The organism is Hyphobacterium sp. (assembly GCF_965228115.1).
In the GTDB taxonomy this organism is placed as follows: Bacteria; Pseudomonadota; Alphaproteobacteria; order Caulobacterales; family Maricaulaceae; genus Hyphobacterium.
Genome location: NZ_OZ245794.1, coordinates 578,951 through 596,433, shown reverse-complemented (window position 1 = coordinate 596,433; position 17,483 = coordinate 578,951). Strand labels below are relative to the sequence as shown.

The window sequence follows — 17,483 nt, the reverse complement described above, 5'->3', positions numbered from 1 at the left end:
CGTAATTACAATGGGCGCGGCGGGTCTCCGCACACATATCTGGAACAATAATCTGAAATCCATCCTGTTATTGGCTGGATTTCCGTTCCTGATCCTGTTGCTGGCGTTTGCTGCCGCGCTTGTTTTTTCCGATTTTGGCGACGGGATCAGCTATGGCCCGGGGCTGGGCGGGGAATTTGAGCGGGCGCTTGATAACTGGCCGCAAATGGCGCTGTTCTCTCTGATCGCTGCGGGCATCTGGTTTGTGATCGCCTGGTTTGGGCATCAAGCGATGATCGACATGTCGACCGGCGCGCATTCGGTGACCCGGCAGGAAGAGCCAGAGCTTTACAACCTTCTGGAAAATCTCTGCATTTCGCGTGGCTTGTCCATGCCGAAGCTGAAGGTAATCGAGTCGCCTGTGCTGAATGCCTATGCCAGCGGGCTGACTGAAAAACAGTACACCGTCACGGTCACACGCGGACTGATGCAGCGCCTCAACCGTTCCGAGCTGGAAGCCGTATTGGCGCACGAACTATCCCACATCATCCATCGCGATGTGCGCCTGTTGGTGATCTCGGTGATCTTTGTCGGCATCTTCTCATTTGTGGCGCAAATCCTGTTCCGCTCGCTCTTCTGGGGCGGCATTGGCGGGCGCTCAACCGGGCGGCGTGGCAATGCCATGTTGTTGATGCTGATCGCCATCGCGATTGTGGCGGTGGCCTACGCGCTGGCGATTGCGATCCGCTTTGCGCTCTCAAGAAAGCGCGAATACATGGCCGATGCCGGAGCGGTGGACCTCACACGGAATCCCGATGCGATGATTTCGGCATTGGAGAAGATTTCCGGAAATGCGGAACTTGAAGCACCCGACGGGGTGCGTGAAATGATGATCGAAAATCCGACGGCGGGTCTAGCAGGCCTTTTCGCGACTCACCCGCCGATTGAAAAGCGTATTGAGGCGCTGATCCAGTATGCGGGTGGCGAGCGAAATCGCGGCGCAACGAGTGTGCCGGTGATCTAGACGCGTTCCAACAACAGGATCTCCACGCCCTCGAAGTCGGCTTTTTCGTAGACCTCATAGCCGAGACGTTCAGCGATTTTCAGCGACGGAATATTGGCAGGTTCGATCATGCAGATCGTCCGTTTGCCAGGGTGGTATTCATCCATCCAGTCGACGCAAGCGCGCATCGCTTCGGTGCCATAGCCCTGGCCATGAAAGCGTTTGTCGAGCGCATAGCCAATCTCCGGATCGGTCGAGAACCCTTTCGGTGAATCGCGGCGGAAATCGGCAAAGCCCACCAGGCCGACGAACTCACCGGATGCTTTCTCATCGAGGGACCAATAGCCATAATTCAGGATTGGCCATTGACCCGCACTGTTGGTGATCCGCCGCCAGGACTGCATGGGCGTGCCCGGTTCGCCGCCGATAAACCGAACATTCTCCGGATCGGACCAGATGCGATGGACGGGTTCAAAATCTGCCGCAGTGATTTCGCGTAGCACCAGGCGCTCGGTTTCGATGCGTGGGGCGATGGCGAATCTAGTCATAGATCAATTCGGGCAATCCGGTGGCCAGCCAGGGCAAGAGGGCGACCAGGATAATCACAGCGACTTGTATTCCCACAAAGGGCAGGGCGCCGCGATAGATGGCGCCTGTCGTCACTTGTGGCGGGGCCACACCGCGCAAATAGAAAAGCGCAAATCCGAAGGGCGGCGTGAGGAAGCTGGTCTGCAGGTTCAGCGCCATCAACACGCCCAGCCAGACCGGATCAATGCCCATCATCAACAGAATGGGCGCGACTATCGGTACGACGACGAAGGTGATCTCGATGAAATCGAGGAAGAAGCCCAACAGGAACATGACCAGCATAACGATGGCCAGCGCCCCCCACTTGCCGCCCGGCACGGCCTCCAGCGCCGCTTGAACCGTGGCATCGCCGCCCAGCTCCTTGAAAATCAGGGAGAAGAGCGCCGCGCCGATCAGAATGACAAACACCATGGACGAGATTTGCGCCGTGGCGCGCATCACATCGTCGAGCACGCCGGTCTTTTTCAAGCGCCAGAGCGCGGTCAGAGTGCCGAGTATAACGAGCAAAACCAGCCCGTAGGCGAGGAACATGCCGGTTTGATCGGCGGCGGAAATGTCGTCGCGGCCGATACGCAAATCAAAGACCAGCGTCAGTCCGATAAGCGCAAGCAGGCCGAACGCCCCTAACCCGGCCAGCCACCGGCCTGTGCCCGGATTGGTCTCGGCCCCGGCATTGCGGAAGCCAGCGAGGAAGGTCGCGCCGACCGCGCCAATTGCGGCGGCTTCAGTTGGTGTGGCGAGTCCTCCCAGAATGGAGCCCAGAACGGCGATAATAAGAGCTAGCGGCGGCACCAGGGCGTGCATAATCCTGAATAGCGAGACCCCTGCAGCGGCAGGCGCTGCGGGCGCTTTGGCGGGTTGGGTAATGGCGACAAAAATCTGATAGCCGACATAGGCGGCGACCAGGAAAAGGCCGGGAATCAGCGCGCCTGCAAAGAGATCCCCCACGGTGACGATGTCGGGGGAGAAAATGCCCTGATTGCGTTGGGCTTCCTGATAGGCGTTTGAGATCTGATCCCCGAGCAGCACGAGCACGATGGATGGCGGAATAATCTGACCCAGCGTGCCCGCCGCGGCGATGGAACCAGACGCCAGTCCTGGATCGTATCCGCGCTTCAGCATGGTTGGCAAAGAGAGAAGCCCCATGGTGACGACCGTGGCACCGACAATGCCGGTCGATGCCGCCAGCAGTGCCCCCACAACCACAACCGAGATGCCCAAACCGCCCCGCAGTGAGCCAAAGAGAGCGCCCATGGCTTCGAGCAATTCCTCGGCGACCTTCGATTTTTCGAGCATCACGCCCATGAACACAAAGAGCGGGACGGCGACCAGGATCGACCGGTCCATCTCCATCATGTTGCCATAGATGCGCTGTGGGAAAGCGCGCAAATGGATGGGATCAAACAGGTTCAATCCATAGCCGATCAGCGCGAAAGCCAGCGCGACCCCGGCGAGTGTGAAGGCCACAGGAAATCCGCGTAGAAGCGCAATGAACGCCGCGGCGAACATCAAAAACGGCAGGAGCTCGATCAGGATCTGCATGTCAGAGCTCGCTATCAATCGGGTCGATATGGCCGGGTGCCTGACGACCGGCGAGCGTCAAGGCCGCCCGCATGGCCCAGGCCAAGCCCTGAATCAACACAATCAGGGCAAAAACCGGAATAGCGGTTTTCAACAGGAATACGATCGGAAGGCCGTCGCTTTCGCGTGAGCGTTCCAGAATGCGCCAGCTGGCATTGATGTAAGGCGTTGAAACAAAAAGGATCAACAGTGCCATTGGCATCAGCGCCAGATAGGTACCGATCATATCGGTCCAGGCTTTGCCACGTTCCGATAGCTTGGCGTAGAGAATATCCACCCGGACATGACCGTCTGCAAGTAAGGTCGAACCGACTGACAGCAGGAACAGGAGCGCATGCATGTAGATGATGCTCTCCTGCAGCTTGGTGGAGGCAAAGCCGAACACATAGCGCTGGATGACGACCGTAGCGGTCACGATCACCAGGCCCAGCGCGAGCCAGCGTGCGGCATCGCCAATGGTTGTGCTGATGGAGTCGGCGGTGCCAATCAGCTGCCGGAGCAGCCCATCAATCGGATCGGGCAAACCGGTAAACCGGCCTACCAATCCGGCGATCAGCGGCAGGACCAAAAGGGGTAGCAACCAGGGCCCGATCGTGCCCAGCACGCCGCCAATCGTCCGTGCCAATGGATAAAGGTTGATATCAATCCAGCCGGAGATAGCGCCGCTCATTGCGCCGTCAGCAAAGATCAGCGCAAGGCTGACGGTAACTATAATTACGAGAAGCCAGTCGCCGGCCTTCATCAGCCGCCCAGAACGCGTTCGCGCTGCATAAAGTAGGGCGTTTCGGAAATCCGCGCCCATTCGCGGCCACGCTGGCGGGCGGCGAGATAGCTGTCATAAACGCGTCGCGTCATTGGGTCAGCATCAGCAACATCGGCGACGACTTGTTCGGCGATTTCACCAATGCGCAGCCAGGCATCATCGGTAAAGGAGCGGAGCTGGACATTGTGTTCATTGACGAGCACGTCGAGCGCCAGGGCGTTCTGGTGCGGATATTCGCCGAGCGAGACATTGTTCACCGCGCGGCAGGCGGCCTGGATAATGGCCTGATGATCAGAATCCAGACCGTCCCAGACACCGGCATTGATACCAAGGCTCAAAGCTGACCCCGGCTCATGGAAACCGGGGCCATAATAATACGGGGCTTCGCGGTAAAAGCCGAATGCGAGATCATTCCATGGGCCGACCCATTCTGTCGCATCAATCGTCCCGTTTTGCAGCGCTGGATAGATCTCACTGCCGGACAGGGCGACGGCCGCACCGCCCAACTCGCGCAACACATTGCCGCCCAGTCCGGGAATACGCATGCGAAGTCCGCGGAAGTCTTCCAGCGAGTTGATTTCGCGTTTGAACCAGCCGCCCATCTGATGGCCGGAATTGGCCGCCTGAAAGGCGACCACGCCAAACTCCCGGCCGAGCTCGTGCCAAAGCTCCTGACCGCCACCGAATTCGACCCAGGCCATGATTTCGCTGGCTGTCATACCAAGGGGCACGGCTGTGAAGAAGTTGAAAGCGGGTGATTTGCCCTGCCAGTAATATTCAGCCGCATGATACATGTCGGCCGTGCCGGTCGCGACAGCATCGAAGGCTTCAAATGCGCCGACAATCTCACCGGCGGCATAGACCTGCACTTCCAGCGATCCGTTCGACATGCTGTTGCAAAACTCCGCAACGCGATCTGCCGCCGTGCCTAGCCCGGGAAAGTTCGCCGGCCAGGTAGTGACCATGCGCAAACGGCGTGTGCGCCTTGTCTGTATATTCGGGGCCGCGACATTGCTTTCCTGCCCCTGGCTGCAGGCTGTCGCAACAGAAGCGGCGGCCACACTGGCTCCGCTCAAAAAAGTCCGGCGATCCATATTATTCTTCCCCAAAGTCCATTTCGGTCTGGCGTCCGAATTCGGTGTCGTCAAAACGCCGCCACCCTGATGCCGTTAGAATCTCCAGCGGCCTGTATCGCGACTTGTAGGCCATTTTTTCGCTGCCGGGCACCCAATACCCCAGATAAACATAGGGCAGGCCCTCGCTCTTCGACCATCGGATGGCGTCGAGGATGGCAAATTTTCCAAAACTGCGAGCCGGCTGGTCCGGGTCAAAAAAACTGTAAAGCAAGGACGGACCATCGCGGAGACGATCGATCAGGGCCGCTGCCCGTAGAACGCCTGCTTCGTCGCGATACTCCACGATATCGGTGCGTTGCGCGCCATCTTCGACCATCATGGCGTAATCGGCAAAGGACATGCCGGCCATGTCGCCGTCGCCATGGCGCGTATCAAGATAGCGGGTAAGAAGTTGAAACTGCTCCATCGTCGCATGGGCTGGACATTCATCGCGGCTGAGATCGGCATTGGCTCTCAACACACGGCGGTTTGATCGCGAGAAGGAGAAGTCATTGACCGGTATGCGGGCCGACCGGCAAGCATCACAGGCTTCACAGGCGGGCCGGTAAAGCACGGCTTGCGAGCGGCGGAAACCGGCATGGGTCAGCGCGTCATTGAGCGCCGGCCCGTCCCCGGGTTCAAGCCGTGTGAAAAGCTTGCGTTCCATGCGTCCTGGCAAATAGGGGCAAGGGCCTGCCGCCGTCAGGTAGAAAGGGATTTGCCGGGTTGTGAAGGGATGTGTCACCTGACGAACCGATTCCTTTGCTGATGCCTGTCGTAATCTGCCTGTCTAAATTCCGAAATGAAAGGCGGCGATGGCCGTGAAGACCATCCAGAGAATGATCACCAGCGGCGCACCGGCCTTGATATAGTCCGCAAACTTGTAATGGCCCGGCCCCATAACCAGCAAATTGGTTTGATAGCCAATCGGCGTGGCGAAAGAGGTGTTCGCGGCAAATAGAACGGTCAATGCGAACAGGATCGGATCTTCGCCCATTTGGGTGGCTGTTCCGATGGCGATGGGCGTAAACAGGATGGCGGTGGCATTGTTGGACAGGACATTGGTCAATGCCGCGACAAGAATAAACAAGACCGAGACCAGAACGACCGGGCCGTAGGGTGAGAAGGTCGAGACGACCACGCCTGCCAGATAATCTGCTGCTCCAGTCGATTGCAGGGCAGTGCCCAATGCAAAGGCTGAGCCCACAAGCAGGTAAACGCGCATATCAACGGCCCGCGCGGCTTGCCGGGAATTCAAACAGCCTGCGGCGATCATGGCGACAGCGCCCAATATAGAGGCATGCACAATGGGCATGAGATTGGTGGCCGCGGCGATCACGACCCCACCAAAAATAATCAGCGCATAGTTGGCGCGCCTCGGGTCGGGCAGATCGGTAGTCGCCCAGGCCATCAAGAGCAGGTCACGCTCATTACGAAGCTGACGCAGCGAGTCGGCCTTGCCGAACAACAAGAGCACATCGCCCGATTCAATGCGGATCTCGCCCATTCGCTTCCGGATCATCCTTGACCGGCGCTGCACGCCTAAGACCACACAGCCTGTCAGATGCCGGAAGCCAATCTGTTCAACCGTACGGCCTATCAGGCGAGAGCCGGGCGGGATAACCGACTCGGATAATCCCAATCGTTCGCCGGGGGCGGGTTCATCTCCGCCGGCACCGCTTTGAAGCAAGCCACGCAGATATTCCGCACGTGAGGTGAGGAGGTCAGCCAGCGTCTTGCGTGTTGCCGCGACGATCAGCAAGTCTCCCGTGCGCAGCTTCACCTCTTCAAACGGGGGCAGGATGGCATGTTCGCCACGCTGGATCATGCGCACGGTGACATCCGGCAGGTCAGGGAACATGCCCGCGATCGGTGTCTGCCCGCGCAGGGGATGATCGCGGGTAATTTCCAGCTGCGCGATGAATTGCTTGCCATCGCCACCGGCAATCTCGCTTTCCATCGTGGCGCGTTCCGGCAGGAGGCGTGGCAACACGAAGGTGACATAAAGAATACCGACTGCAGCCAGGATCAACCCGTATTGCGAGGGTGCGAAGAAGGCCAGCGGTTCACCCGAAAAGGCCTGATAGCTGTCCGACACCAGCAAGTTCGTGGACGAGCCAATCAGCGTGGTCATGCCGGCAAGGATGCAGATATAGCTAAGCGGGATCATGATCTTCGAGGGCGAAGCGCCCATCCGCCCGGCTATGGCCACCAGAATGGGGATAAACATCACCACGACAGGCGTATTGTTGATGAAAGCGCTGACCACAAAGACGAAAAAGAAGATGGCCAGAAGCGTCGAAACGGGCCGTTTGTCATAGGACGCCAACAAGCGTTGGGTTGGACCCTCCATGGCACCGGTCTGGAAAATGCCCTGACCGACGACAAGCAAGGCCATAATGGTGAGCAGGGCCGGGTTGGCAAACCCCGCCAGAATCAGTCCCGCATCGGGATTGTTTGCAGGTAACGGAAAAAACTGGAAAAAAACCAGAATGATGGCGACGATCGATGCCGATACGACCTCAATCGAGAATTTTTCCCAGATGAAAAAGACGATGGCGATGGCGACAAACACCATTGTCGCCCACATCTGCCAGTATTCCATGCCTGCTTCGGGCATTCCGGTCACGATCCTCCCCCGCCGCGCATTCGCGAACAGGGGAGACTATTCCCGGTAACCTCTCAGGAATCGAGTGTTTTTTTCGGCTCAGGCCGGGATCAGCGGTTCAACCCGTGATTAGGAGCGATCACCGGAGCTTCGCGTAGAAGCAGAATTGAAATCCGGCGATTGCCCGCGAGATAAGGATCGTCCGGGAAGAGCGGTTCACTGCCGGCCCGGCCCGTCACCTCGGCTATCCGATCATCGCTAAGCCCGCCTTCCTGAAGGATGGCCCGCGCTGCGTTGGCGCGATCGGCGGACAATTCCCAGTTGGAGTATGTATCGCTTGGCGAGGGGCCGGCATCAGTATGGCCTGAAACGGCAATCCGGTTCGGCAATTCCGCAGCGATCTCCGCCACGGCGCGCAGCAGGACCACCGCACGCTCATTAGGTTGAACGGAGCCCGGATTGAACATCGGGCGGCCTTCTTCATCGACCAGCTGGATGCGCAAGCCTTCCGGCGTTTGCTCAATAATCAACTGACGGGTCAGTTCGGCCAGTTCCGGCATATCCTGCAAGGATTGGCGCAAAGACATCTCTGCAGACGCAAATTCGGCCTGCTCGCGGCGCTCTCGTGCTTGTGCCATGGCGTCCGCACTCACGGCAGCAGAGGCCGATTCCGGGCTTTCCTGCGGTGTTTCCGTCTCATCGCGAATGGCGTCGGGCGACAGGCGTTCGATAACGGAAGAGGTGCCCGCTGCACGCGCGCCTTCTTCACCCAGAGCGGTACCCGCAAGAATACCGCCATTTCCTGATTGTGATGGGCTGACGCTCGCCGGGGCAAAGTAGTCGGCAATGCCGCGGCGCTGTTCCGGCGTGGTGGTATTGATGAGCCACATCAGGAGGAAGAAGGCCATCATGGCTGTCACGAAGTCGGCATAGGCAACTTTCCAAGCGCCGCCATGGTGGCCATGATCGCCGCCTTTCTTGACTTTCTTGATGATGATGGGCTGATCAGTCGCCATCTTATTTACCACCCTGTTTTATACCCGCCTGTGTTTGGCCGGTTTGTTCTTTGATTGGGGCGGAGTATGTCCCAACGTGGTTAAGGTCCGGTTTCGAACCGATTCGGAGATTGGCAATTGATTTCTAGCGACCAGTTTCGCGAAGCCATGTCGCGCTATCCCACCGGTGTTACGGTTGTGACCGCAAAAAGGGATGGCCGGGTTTATGGTATCACTGCCAATTCCTTTGCCTCGGTTTCTCTCGACCCACCACTGGTCTTGTGGTCTGTCGGAAAACACGGCGATCGCGGCGCGGTCTTCGCCGGGGCCGAGGCATTTGCGATCTGTTTTCTCACGCAAGATCAAGCCGATATTGCGAGCCATTGTGCCGAGCATGATGATTTGCCGGAGGGCAAATGGTCAACGAATGCGGCCGGCCTGCCTGTTATCGATGAGGCCGGAGTTGTGCTGACGTGCCGGCAATATGCGGTCTATCCAGGCGGCGACCATGACATCATTGTGGGTGAAGTAACGGATATAGCCGTTGCGGACGGCAAAGGCGCGCTTGGTTTTTACAAGCGCGACTATGGGCGGTTGGAGTAGGTGATGGCGAGCTGCGCTTTTCTTGGTCTGGGCGTGATGGGCTATCCGATGGCCGGCCATCTGGAAGCGGCCGGGCATAGTGTCAGCGTTTGGAACCGCACCACGGGCAAGGCGTCCAAATGGGCCGCCGGGCATCGCGGTATGGCCGCTGCAACGCCAGAACAGGCCGTTTCCGGCGTTGATTTTGTTCTGATGTGTTTAGGTGATGATCCGGATGTGCGCGAGATCGCGGAAAAAATCATCCCGAAGATGAAGCGCGGCGCGGTTCTGATCGATCATACAACGGCGTCTGCCGAGCTGGCACGGGAACTGAGTGCGGCCTGCAAAGAGCGCGATATCGGCTTTATCGATGCGCCGGTTTCTGGCGGACAGGCCGGCGCGGAAAATGGCCAGCTGGCGGTAATGTGTGGCGGTGAGGACGATGTTTTTACTTATGCAGCACCGGTCATGCAGGCCTATGCCAAGGCGGTGACGCTGATTGGCGGGCCGGGTTCGGGTCAATTGACCAAAATGGTCAATCAGATCTGCATTGCCGGTGTCGTTCAGGGCTTGTCGGAAGGCTTGCATTTTGCAGAGCAGGCCGGGCTGGATGCTGAGAAGGTCATCGGGGCGATTTCCAAGGGCGCAGCGCAGTCCTGGCAGATGGAAAATCGCTGGCAGACCATGATGGCCGATGAATTCGAGCATGGCTTTGCGACCGACTGGATGCGCAAGGATCTCCGGATTGCGCTTGAAGAAGCCCGCCGAAATAATTCGCGTTTGCCGGTCGCGGCGCTGGTTGATCAGTTTTACGCCGAAATTCAGGCGATGGGTGGCGGGCGTTGGGACACTTCCAGCTTGATTGCGCGGCTGAAAAACGCCGATAAGGGCTAGATGCGCCTTATCGAACTGACTTTTCCAAACACGGTTGACACCCAACCCCTTTTGAAATCCTGCCTGCGGGCCGAGCCGGTGGATCATCGGCTGGAACCCGCCGATGAGCGCGGACGGCGTGTTCTGCGGATGTATTTCAAATCCGGACAGGGCCAGGAGGCGATCGACGCCATTCAGGGTCAGCTTGGCGAGACCGATGGCTGGCGGCTGGTCGTTATCCCGGTGGAAGCCACACTTCCCAAGGAAGAAGCCGAGGAAGAGGCCGAAGCGCGCAATAAACGCAAAACGCTGGCGCTTCGCGAGGAGCTTTACGAAGACATCGCTTCCGGTGCCAAGCTCAACAATGATTTTTTGATCCTCACCGGTCTGTCGGCCATTGTGGCGGCGCTTGGTATGAGTTCGAACAGTGTAGCCGCCGTGATCGGTGCGATGGTGATTGCGCCTTTGCTGGGGCCAATTCTGGCGTTTTCCTTTGCTTCGGCGCTTGGCGATCTTGATTTGATGGGCAAAGCCGCTCGGACGGCGCTGGCCGGTCTTGGTTTTGGCCTCGGCATCAGTTTTGCGCTTGGCATGGTGATTTCAATCAACACCGAAAGCCCGGAGCTCGTCGCGCGCACGATTGTCGGTGTGGATACAACAGCACTCGCGCTTGCCTCCGGTGCAGCGGCCGCACTGTCGCTTTCCACAGGCGTGGCCAGTGCTCTGGTCGGTGTGATGGTCGCGGTCGCTTTATTGCCTCCGGCAGCTGCACTTGGGCTATATGCCGGGGCCGGGGAATGGGGCATGGCCGCTCGTGCCGGGCTGTTGCTGGCCATCAATGTGGTTAGCGTCAATCTGGCGGCCCTCTTTACCTATCGCGCGAAAGGCATCCGCCCGCGCACCTGGCTGGAGCGGAAATCGGCCAAACGCTCTGTGTTCGTGAATTATGCGGTCTGGGCGATATTGATCGTCGCGCTTACAGTCATTGCCTGGCGAGTGGCGGCGATTGATGCTTTGCGCGGCATATGAAAAACCCCGCCGCAAGCGCGACGGGGTTTCCCGACTTCAGGCTTAATTGGCGTTAGTCGCTGCCCGGCATCAACCGTTCCACGGTGGCCATCACAATGACCAGCAATGAAGCCGCGCCGAGAACCGCACCGTAATTTGTGAATATGCCGGTGAGGTATTCGCCGACGGCTGGAACGCCGCCAAGAGCGGCCGCGCCGCCCGCATAAAGGAAAATCGCCGCGATGATCAGTGATTTGCGGTGATCGCCTTTGACAAACCACCCGCTTGCCAAGCCAAGAACTGCCAGGATCAATCCGGCATAGTCAAAGCTGACGAACGCGAACACTATAGCCGCCAATAACGCAACGGCCCATACGATCTTGTCGAGTGACATGTGTCTCCCCCATTTGGTTTGCTTCTCGCATGACGCAATCGTCATACGTGGCGGCGGGAACTTAATTCGTATAGGGAAGGCAATTCAAGTCTGGTTGTATGAGTATTCAACAGAAAAAATTTGGTGGTAATTGATCTTCATGACAGTCGAAATTCTTTTTATTGTGCTGGATTTTGGAGGCATTGCTCTGTTTGCTTATTCAGGCGGGATGCTGGCCGCCCGAAAGGAGTTGGATCCTTTTGGAGCCGCCATATTGGGGGCCGTTACCGGCATGGGGGGTGGCACACTCCGCGACCTGTTGTTGGGTGAAGCGCCGGTCTATTGGGTCGAGGCACCAGAATATCTCGGGATCGCGCTCGCCGGTGCCCTTTTGGGCTATTACACCTCGCCCTGGGCGCAATCGGTGGCAACACGCAGGGCAGCGCTGACCTGGGCGGATGCTGTTGGCATGTCAGTCTTCTGCGTGCTCGGCGCACAGGCCGGGCTGGCCGTGGGTGCGCACTGGTCGATTGCCATGCTGACCGGTGTGATGAGCGCGGCCTTCGGCGGTTTGCTGCGCGATATCATCGTCAATGATGTGCCGCTGGTTTTGAAGGCGGAAATCTATGCGCTCGCTGCGCTAGCCGGCGCGGGGGCTTATGTTGCCGCCGTGGCACTTGGAATTGGCGAAGGCATTGCCGCGATCGGAGCGGCGCTGATTGCCTTCGTCATTCGCGGTTGCGCGATTGCGTTCAACTGGACGCTGCCGCCCTTGGGCAAGGTTGGCTAGAGCCTAATTCGAACGTGTCTTGCCGTCGTGAATACGAATATCAATCTCTCGCAGGCCATGGGCTCTACCAAATCGATAAATAAGGTCGGCCTGATTCTTGTCTGCCCGCTTCAATCTGACGGGGAAAGTCGCAACTTTGTGTGCGAGGTCAGCTCGGATAGGCGCCCCATAGAGTGCGGCCATATCCTCGCTCAAAAAATCCTCAATTTGCCAGATGGCGACTTCAATATTTTCCCGGTCAGGAGTGGCAGTGTATAGCAGTTCCAGATCAACCGCATGGATCTTCCGGCGCTGCTCGATCTGGCGGTGATAGTGGCGGATCAGTTGACGCATCTGGCCGAGCCAGCTGGTATCATATGTATTTGTCTCGCCATAAGGATCGCCTGCATTGCTGATAAAAATCAGGCGGTGCCCTTTGGCTTCTTCCACGCCCATATTTCCGTAAATGCCGCCATCGCCCAGCTCCATGCGATTAAGGAAATGTGGCCTTTCATGATCGGGAATCTTGTCGATCCAGGGTGTTTTCCCTGCTTTTCTGCTGTCGTCGTGCACCGGGGCGTCATCAAGCTTCAAACAGAAGGGCGAGAAAAAGGGTGGAAACGCCGCCGACCCGGTTACAACGTCGGCAATCGCGAAATTCTGCTTGGCCGTACCGATCTTGTAGTTTTGCGCTTGTGGCTGGCCGTCTTCTTTCGAAAACGTCCAACGTGTGCTTGTGCGTAAGTCCGAGGAATTAAAACAGAAATTCGGGACTTTACCTTTCTCCGGGTCGGGAATGTCGCTCAGACTCGTGTCGCCGTAGAAGTGTTTTCGCAGGGCTTTCGAAAGGTATTCCCCCGCCGAAGGGCCGCCGAGCGCATAGCTGCGAACGCCTCTTAGAATGGATGGTGTGTCAATCGTGACGGATGTGTATTTTCTAATGAGGGGTTCGACGATGACCTCATCGAAATTGATTGCAACATCATCTTCGTCAAATTTCAGTTGATCCCAGTGAATAGCCAACCACGCAATGGTAAAGCTGCCTCCTGACACAGATGAAATTGTATCGAGTGTCCTGAGCATGCCGCGTTCATTGAGAGCTGCGATGCTGCCGAGATTAAAGAGCCCGGATTTATATCCGCCGCCTGAAACGCAAAGAATGCTCCCCTTCGAGACATTACCAAAGGAGACGCCACGGGCTCTGTTGGAACTGGTCAGGGGAACTTCGTCAGCGGTCCAGAAGTTAATATTCGGTGGTTTGGGTTTATGACGGACCGGTGAACTGAGTTCCTGAACCAAATTCCAGCCCAGATATCCAAGAGCCAATAAAATTAAGAAAAGAACGCCCCAGTTTAGTATTCGCCAAGGGTCGCTTGCCATATTAATCGCAATGAAAATATTGGCGATTGTCGTCAATACGATCAGAAAAACGATGAGGGTAATCGCAACGCGTATTAGACGTTCCATGCTAGACCTCCTGATCGGCGTTAATCAACATAAGGTCGTGGGCCTGTTTTGGGCAAGGGAAGACCGATTTATTACTCCTGCAAAAGGCTGGAACTTTCCAGGTTAGAGGCCGCTTAGTGCGCCTTCCAGATCCGCGATCAGGTCAGCCGCCGGTTCGATGCCGCAGGAGAGGCGCACCAGATCATCGGGTGTCGGGCTGTCGGGGCCTTCGATGGGTTTGCGGTGCTCGATCAGGCTTTCCACCCCGCCCAGCGACGTCGCCTGTATGAAGACGTTGGTTGTTGCGGCCAGTTTTCGCGCGGCGTCGTATCCGCCTTTCAGGCGCAGCGACAGCATGCCGCCAAAACCGCCGGTCATTTGCTGCGCAGCAATTTTATGGCCGGGATGGGTTGACAAGCCGGGATAGAGCACTTGGTCCACAGCAGAATAATTGGACATGGCTTCTGCGACCGCCAATGCATTGGCGCTGTGGCGTTCAAAACGCAGGAAGAGCGTGCGCAGGCCACGCATCAACAGCCAGCTTTCGAACCCGCCGGGAATGGCGCCGCCCTTATTGTGCGCGTCATAGATCTCATCCCAACGGGCATTCTTCTTCCGTGTTGAGAGGACCCCTGCCAGCACATCGGAATGACCATTCAGATATTTCGTGGCCGAGTGCATGACGATATCTGCGCCCAGCTCCAGCGGCCGTGTGGTGCACGGTGGGGCGCAGGTAGAATCGATCGCCAGCGTCGCGCCCGCCTCATGCGCGATGACCGCACTGGCCGCGATATCAACGATTTTCCAGCCCGGATTGGCGGGCGTTTCGATCCAGATCAGATCGGTTTCGCCTTTGCGGATTGCCGCTCGCAGCGCATCCAGATCGCCCGGTTCGACAAAGCTGACACTTATGCGTTGCTTGTCAGACAGCCGGTTCAATAGCGCCTTTGCGCCATAATACATCTCAGTCTGCGCCACGACGTGCCCGCCGGTTGGGACGGTCTCCAGAACGGTCGCAATGGCCGCCATGCCAGACGCGAACAGCCGCGTGTCTGCTGCACCTTCGAGTGCAGCAATTACCGCAGCAATATGCGCTTCGGTCGGGCCATCCGGGCGGCGATAATCGGTATGGCCGATCAGCGCATTCTGATCATCGCGCGCGTAGGTACTGGAAAGATGCACCGACGGGATGACCGCGCCGGTTTCCGCATCAATCTTGTGCAGCGCCTGGACCGCTAGAGTTTCCTTGGAGGGCTTAGCCATTCAGATCTTAGCCATTCAGGGCTTCAGCCGCGCGCGGGGCGAAATAGGTGATGATGCCCGCTGCGCCGGCGCGTTTGAACGCCATCAGGCTTTCCAGCATGACGCGGTCGCCATCGATCCAGCCATTGGCGGCGGCCGCTTCGATCATGGCGTATTCGCCGGATACCTGAAAGGCGAGAGTGGGGACGCCAAAGGTCTCGGAAATGCGGCGCACAATATCCAGATAGGGCACGCCGGGTTTGACCATCACCATATCCGCGCCTTCATCAATATCGAGGGCGACTTCGCGCAAGGCTTCCTCGGTATTGGCCGGGTCCATCTGATAGGTTTTTTTGTCCCCCTGCAGCACAGCGCCGGAGCCAATCGCTTCGCGATAGGGGCCATAGAAACCCGAGGCGTATTTCGCGGCATAGGACAGGATCATCGTGTCGGTGAAGCTGGCATTTTCCAGCGCATCGCGGATGGCACCGATCCGGCCATCCATCATGTCGGATGGGGCAACAACATCGCATCCCGCTTCGGCCTGAACCAGCGCCTGCCGGATCAGCCGGGTGACGGTCTCATCATTCAGGATGACATTATCTTTCAGGACGCCGTCATGGCCATGCGTGGTGAAAGGGTCGAGCGCCACATCGCAGATTACGCCGACATTCGGCGCGGCGTCCTTGATGGTCTTGATCGCTTGCGGGATGAGGCCGTCTGCATTCAGGGCTTCGGTGCCGGCATCATCTTTTCTGGCGGGGTCGATATGCGGGAAAATCGCCATCGCCGGAATGCCCAGAGCTTCGGCGCGCTTTGCGGCGTCTGCCAGAGCTTTCAGGCCGAGACGTTCCACGCCCGGCATCGCTGCGACGGGCTCAGTGGGGTCTGCGCTATCAGACACCACAACCGCCCAAACGAGATCATTCGGCGTCAGCACGTTTTCCTGAACCAGCCGACGGGACCAGTCGGCCTGACGCAAACGCCGCATCCGTGTCGCTGGAAAAGCACCCATTGCGTCCTACCCTCGCTATTGCCGAAACGCGTCGTCCACGTTAGGGCTTCGCCGCGAAATTCAAAAGCCTTTGACCTGTTTAAAGGGAGCGCCCCTTGCACTTCGACCTCAATGAAGATCAGAGCCTGATTCAGGATGCCGCCCGCAAGTTTGCGGAGGACCGCATGAAGCCGTTTGCGGCGGAATGGGACGAGACCAAGCATTTCCCGGAAGATGTTTTGCGCGAAGCCGCCGAGATGGGCTTTGCCGGCATCTACACTGGCGAGGCGCATGGCGGTTCCGGCATGAGCCGCCTGGATGCGTGCCTGATCTTCGAACAATTGTCTCGCGGGTGTGTGTCCACGGCGGCGTATATTTCCATCCACAATATGTGCGCCTGGATGATCGACACCTGGGGTTCGGACGAACAACGCGCGCGCTTCCTGCCATCGCTGATGACGATGGAGCATTTCGCGTCCTATTGCCTGACCGAGCCAGGGGCCGGGTCTGATGCGGGCGCTCTGCGCACCAAGGCTGTCCGCGATGGCGAAGACTACATCCTCAACGGCTCGAAGGCCTTTATCTCCGGCGGTGGCCGGTCTGACATCTATGTCGTTATGGCGCGCACCGGCGGAGAGGGGCCGGGCGGTATCTCGACTTTTGTGGTCGAAAAAGGCACGCCGGGGCTGTCTTTCGGGGCCAACGAGAAGAAGCTGGGCTGGAATTCCCAACCCACCGCTGTTGTAAACTTTGAAGATTGCCGCGTGCCCGCTGCCAACCGGTTGGGCGATGAAGGCATTGGTTTCAAGATTGCCATGAATGGACTGAATGGCGGGCGCGTGAATATCGGGGCCTGCTCGCTCGGCGGCGCAGCAGAAGCGCTGGATGTGGCCAGCGACTATGTTCAATCGCGCCAGCAGTTCGGAAAACCTATTGCCGGGTTCCAGGTGACGCAGTTCAAGCTGGCCGATATGGCGACGGATCTGGAGGCCTCGCGCCTCATGCTCTATCGCGCCGCTGCCGCGATTGATGCAAAAGACCCGTCCACGCCGAAACACTGCGCCATGGCCAAACGGTTCGCGACGGATGCGTGCTTTGATATCGTCAATCAGGCCCTGCAACTGCATGGCGGTTATGGCTATCTGAAGGATTATCCGATCGAGCGAATTTTGCGTGATCTACGCGTGCATCAGATACTGGAAGGCACGAACGAAATCATGCGCGTGATTATCGCCAAGGATGTGATGAAATAGCGGGATGTTGAATGTCAGGTGGTGAGCGGAAGGCAGGAATTGGAATGTGGGCACGGGCTTTCGCGAGCCTCGTGGCGCTGGCAATAGGTCTGCTTCTCCAATTGCCTTATGTCGACAGCAACAACTCTGCCTTTCTCATTTCAGTCTACAAAGTAGTGCCGGTCGCTGCGTTGGTGATGATAAGCCTTTTGTTGTTTCCGACTCGTGGCTTGGTATTGCGGCTACTGACGGCGGCTGGAGCGTTCCTGATCGTCGCCATCTGGATGCTTGTTTGGACGCAGTTTGCCGTCACGTTTCGCTGAAGATCTAGC

The 17,483-nt window shown here is 58.0% G+C and carries 18 protein-coding genes; 7 read left to right on the top strand and 11 right to left on the bottom strand.

All coding sequences use genetic code 11. The annotated features are described in order from the left end of the window. The first annotated feature begins 10 nt into the window (after positions 1-10). Entirely contained in the window at positions 11-1,003 is a 993-nt protein-coding gene (locus ACO079_RS03355; protein ID WP_421791766.1) for a M48 family metallopeptidase, read from the top strand. On the opposite strand, the gene ACO079_RS03350 is transcribed toward ACO079_RS03355, so the two are convergent. From ACO079_RS03350 to ACO079_RS03320, 7 genes are all read right to left on the bottom strand, one after another. Further along, on the bottom strand, positions 1,000-1,530 hold the full coding sequence (locus ACO079_RS03350; protein WP_421791764.1) for a GNAT family N-acetyltransferase: 531 nt from the start codon (positions 1,528-1,530) through the stop codon (positions 1,000-1,002). The genes ACO079_RS03355 and ACO079_RS03350 overlap by 4 nt on opposite strands. Further along, entirely contained in the window at positions 1,523-3,112 is a 1,590-nt protein-coding gene (locus ACO079_RS03345) for a TRAP transporter large permease (RefSeq protein ID WP_421791762.1), read from the bottom strand. The genes ACO079_RS03350 and ACO079_RS03345 overlap by 8 nt, the downstream gene beginning before the upstream one ends. Position 3,113: 1 nt before the next feature. Next, positions 3,114-3,893, bottom strand: coding sequence for a TRAP transporter small permease subunit (locus ACO079_RS03340; RefSeq protein WP_421791760.1), 780 nt, complete (start codon positions 3,891-3,893; stop codon positions 3,114-3,116). Next, positions 3,893-5,008 (bottom strand): TRAP transporter substrate-binding protein, encoded by a 1,116-nt coding sequence (locus ACO079_RS03335; RefSeq protein ID WP_421791758.1) that lies wholly within the window; start codon positions 5,006-5,008, stop codon positions 3,893-3,895. Before ACO079_RS03335 ends, ACO079_RS03340 begins: the two co-directional genes overlap by 1 nt. A gap of 1 nt (position 5,009) precedes the next feature. Continuing rightward, positions 5,010-5,774, bottom strand: coding sequence for an arginyltransferase (locus ACO079_RS03330; protein ID WP_421791757.1), 765 nt, complete (start codon positions 5,772-5,774; stop codon positions 5,010-5,012). A gap of 45 nt (positions 5,775-5,819) precedes the next feature. After that, positions 5,820-7,649 (bottom strand): SLC13 family permease, encoded by a 1,830-nt coding sequence (locus ACO079_RS03325; protein ID WP_421792913.1) that lies wholly within the window; start codon positions 7,647-7,649, stop codon positions 5,820-5,822. 98 nt (positions 7,650-7,747) lie between these two features. After that, positions 7,748-8,653, bottom strand: coding sequence for a flagellar motor protein MotB (locus ACO079_RS03320; RefSeq protein ID WP_421791755.1), 906 nt, complete (start codon positions 8,651-8,653; stop codon positions 7,748-7,750). Between the two features lie 117 nt (positions 8,654-8,770). On the opposite strand from ACO079_RS03320, the gene ACO079_RS03315 reads away from it, so the two are divergent. Genes ACO079_RS03315 through ACO079_RS03305 form a run of 3 tightly spaced genes read left to right on the top strand, consistent with a single transcriptional unit; the run spans position 8,771 to position 11,116 of the window. Then, positions 8,771-9,235, top strand: coding sequence for a flavin reductase family protein (locus tag ACO079_RS03315; protein WP_421791754.1), 465 nt, complete (start codon positions 8,771-8,773; stop codon positions 9,233-9,235). 3 nt (positions 9,236-9,238) lie between these two features. Beyond that, positions 9,239-10,108, top strand: coding sequence for an NAD(P)-dependent oxidoreductase (locus ACO079_RS03310; RefSeq protein WP_421791753.1), 870 nt, complete (start codon positions 9,239-9,241; stop codon positions 10,106-10,108). Continuing rightward, the gene (locus ACO079_RS03305; RefSeq protein WP_421791752.1) at positions 10,109-11,116 is read left to right on the top strand and encodes a TIGR00341 family protein; all 1,008 of its coding nucleotides are present in this window, start codon (positions 10,109-10,111) and stop codon (positions 11,114-11,116) included. Between the two features lie 52 nt (positions 11,117-11,168). Here ACO079_RS03305 and ACO079_RS03300 read toward each other — a convergent pair whose 3' ends face one another. Then, positions 11,169-11,489 carry a hypothetical protein gene (locus tag ACO079_RS03300; protein ID WP_421791751.1) on the bottom strand — a complete coding sequence of 107 codons (321 nt, stop codon included), beginning with the start codon at positions 11,487-11,489 and terminating at the stop codon, positions 11,169-11,171. A 139-nt stretch (positions 11,490-11,628) separates the two neighbouring features. Between ACO079_RS03300 and ACO079_RS03295 the strand changes: the two genes are divergently transcribed. After that, entirely contained in the window at positions 11,629-12,258 is a 630-nt protein-coding gene (locus tag ACO079_RS03295) for a trimeric intracellular cation channel family protein (RefSeq protein ID WP_421791749.1), read from the top strand. 3 nt (positions 12,259-12,261) lie between these two features. Here ACO079_RS03295 and ACO079_RS03290 read toward each other — a convergent pair whose 3' ends face one another. The 3 genes from ACO079_RS03290 to hemB form a co-directional block, all read right to left on the bottom strand. Beyond that, the gene (locus ACO079_RS03290) at positions 12,262-13,704 is read right to left on the bottom strand and encodes a patatin-like phospholipase family protein (RefSeq protein ID WP_421791748.1); all 1,443 of its coding nucleotides are present in this window, start codon (positions 13,702-13,704) and stop codon (positions 12,262-12,264) included. 102 nt (positions 13,705-13,806) lie between these two features. Then, positions 13,807-14,946 carry a trans-sulfuration enzyme family protein gene (locus tag ACO079_RS03285; RefSeq protein WP_421791746.1) on the bottom strand — a complete coding sequence of 380 codons (1,140 nt, stop codon included), beginning with the start codon at positions 14,944-14,946 and terminating at the stop codon, positions 13,807-13,809. A 7-nt stretch (positions 14,947-14,953) separates the two neighbouring features. Beyond that, positions 14,954-15,940, bottom strand: coding sequence for a porphobilinogen synthase (gene hemB / locus ACO079_RS03280; protein WP_421791745.1), 987 nt, complete (start codon positions 15,938-15,940; stop codon positions 14,954-14,956). A 95-nt stretch (positions 15,941-16,035) separates the two neighbouring features. Here hemB and ACO079_RS03275 point away from each other — a divergent pair, with 95 nt between their 5' ends. Next, positions 16,036-17,172: an isobutyryl-CoA dehydrogenase gene (locus ACO079_RS03275; protein ID WP_421791743.1), complete on the top strand. Its 1,137-nt coding sequence runs from the start codon at positions 16,036-16,038 to the stop codon at positions 17,170-17,172. Positions 17,173-17,183: 11 nt separating this feature from the next. Next, positions 17,184-17,474 (top strand): hypothetical protein, encoded by a 291-nt coding sequence (locus ACO079_RS03270; protein ID WP_421791741.1) that lies wholly within the window; start codon positions 17,184-17,186, stop codon positions 17,472-17,474. The last annotated feature ends 9 nt before the right edge of the window (positions 17,475-17,483 follow it).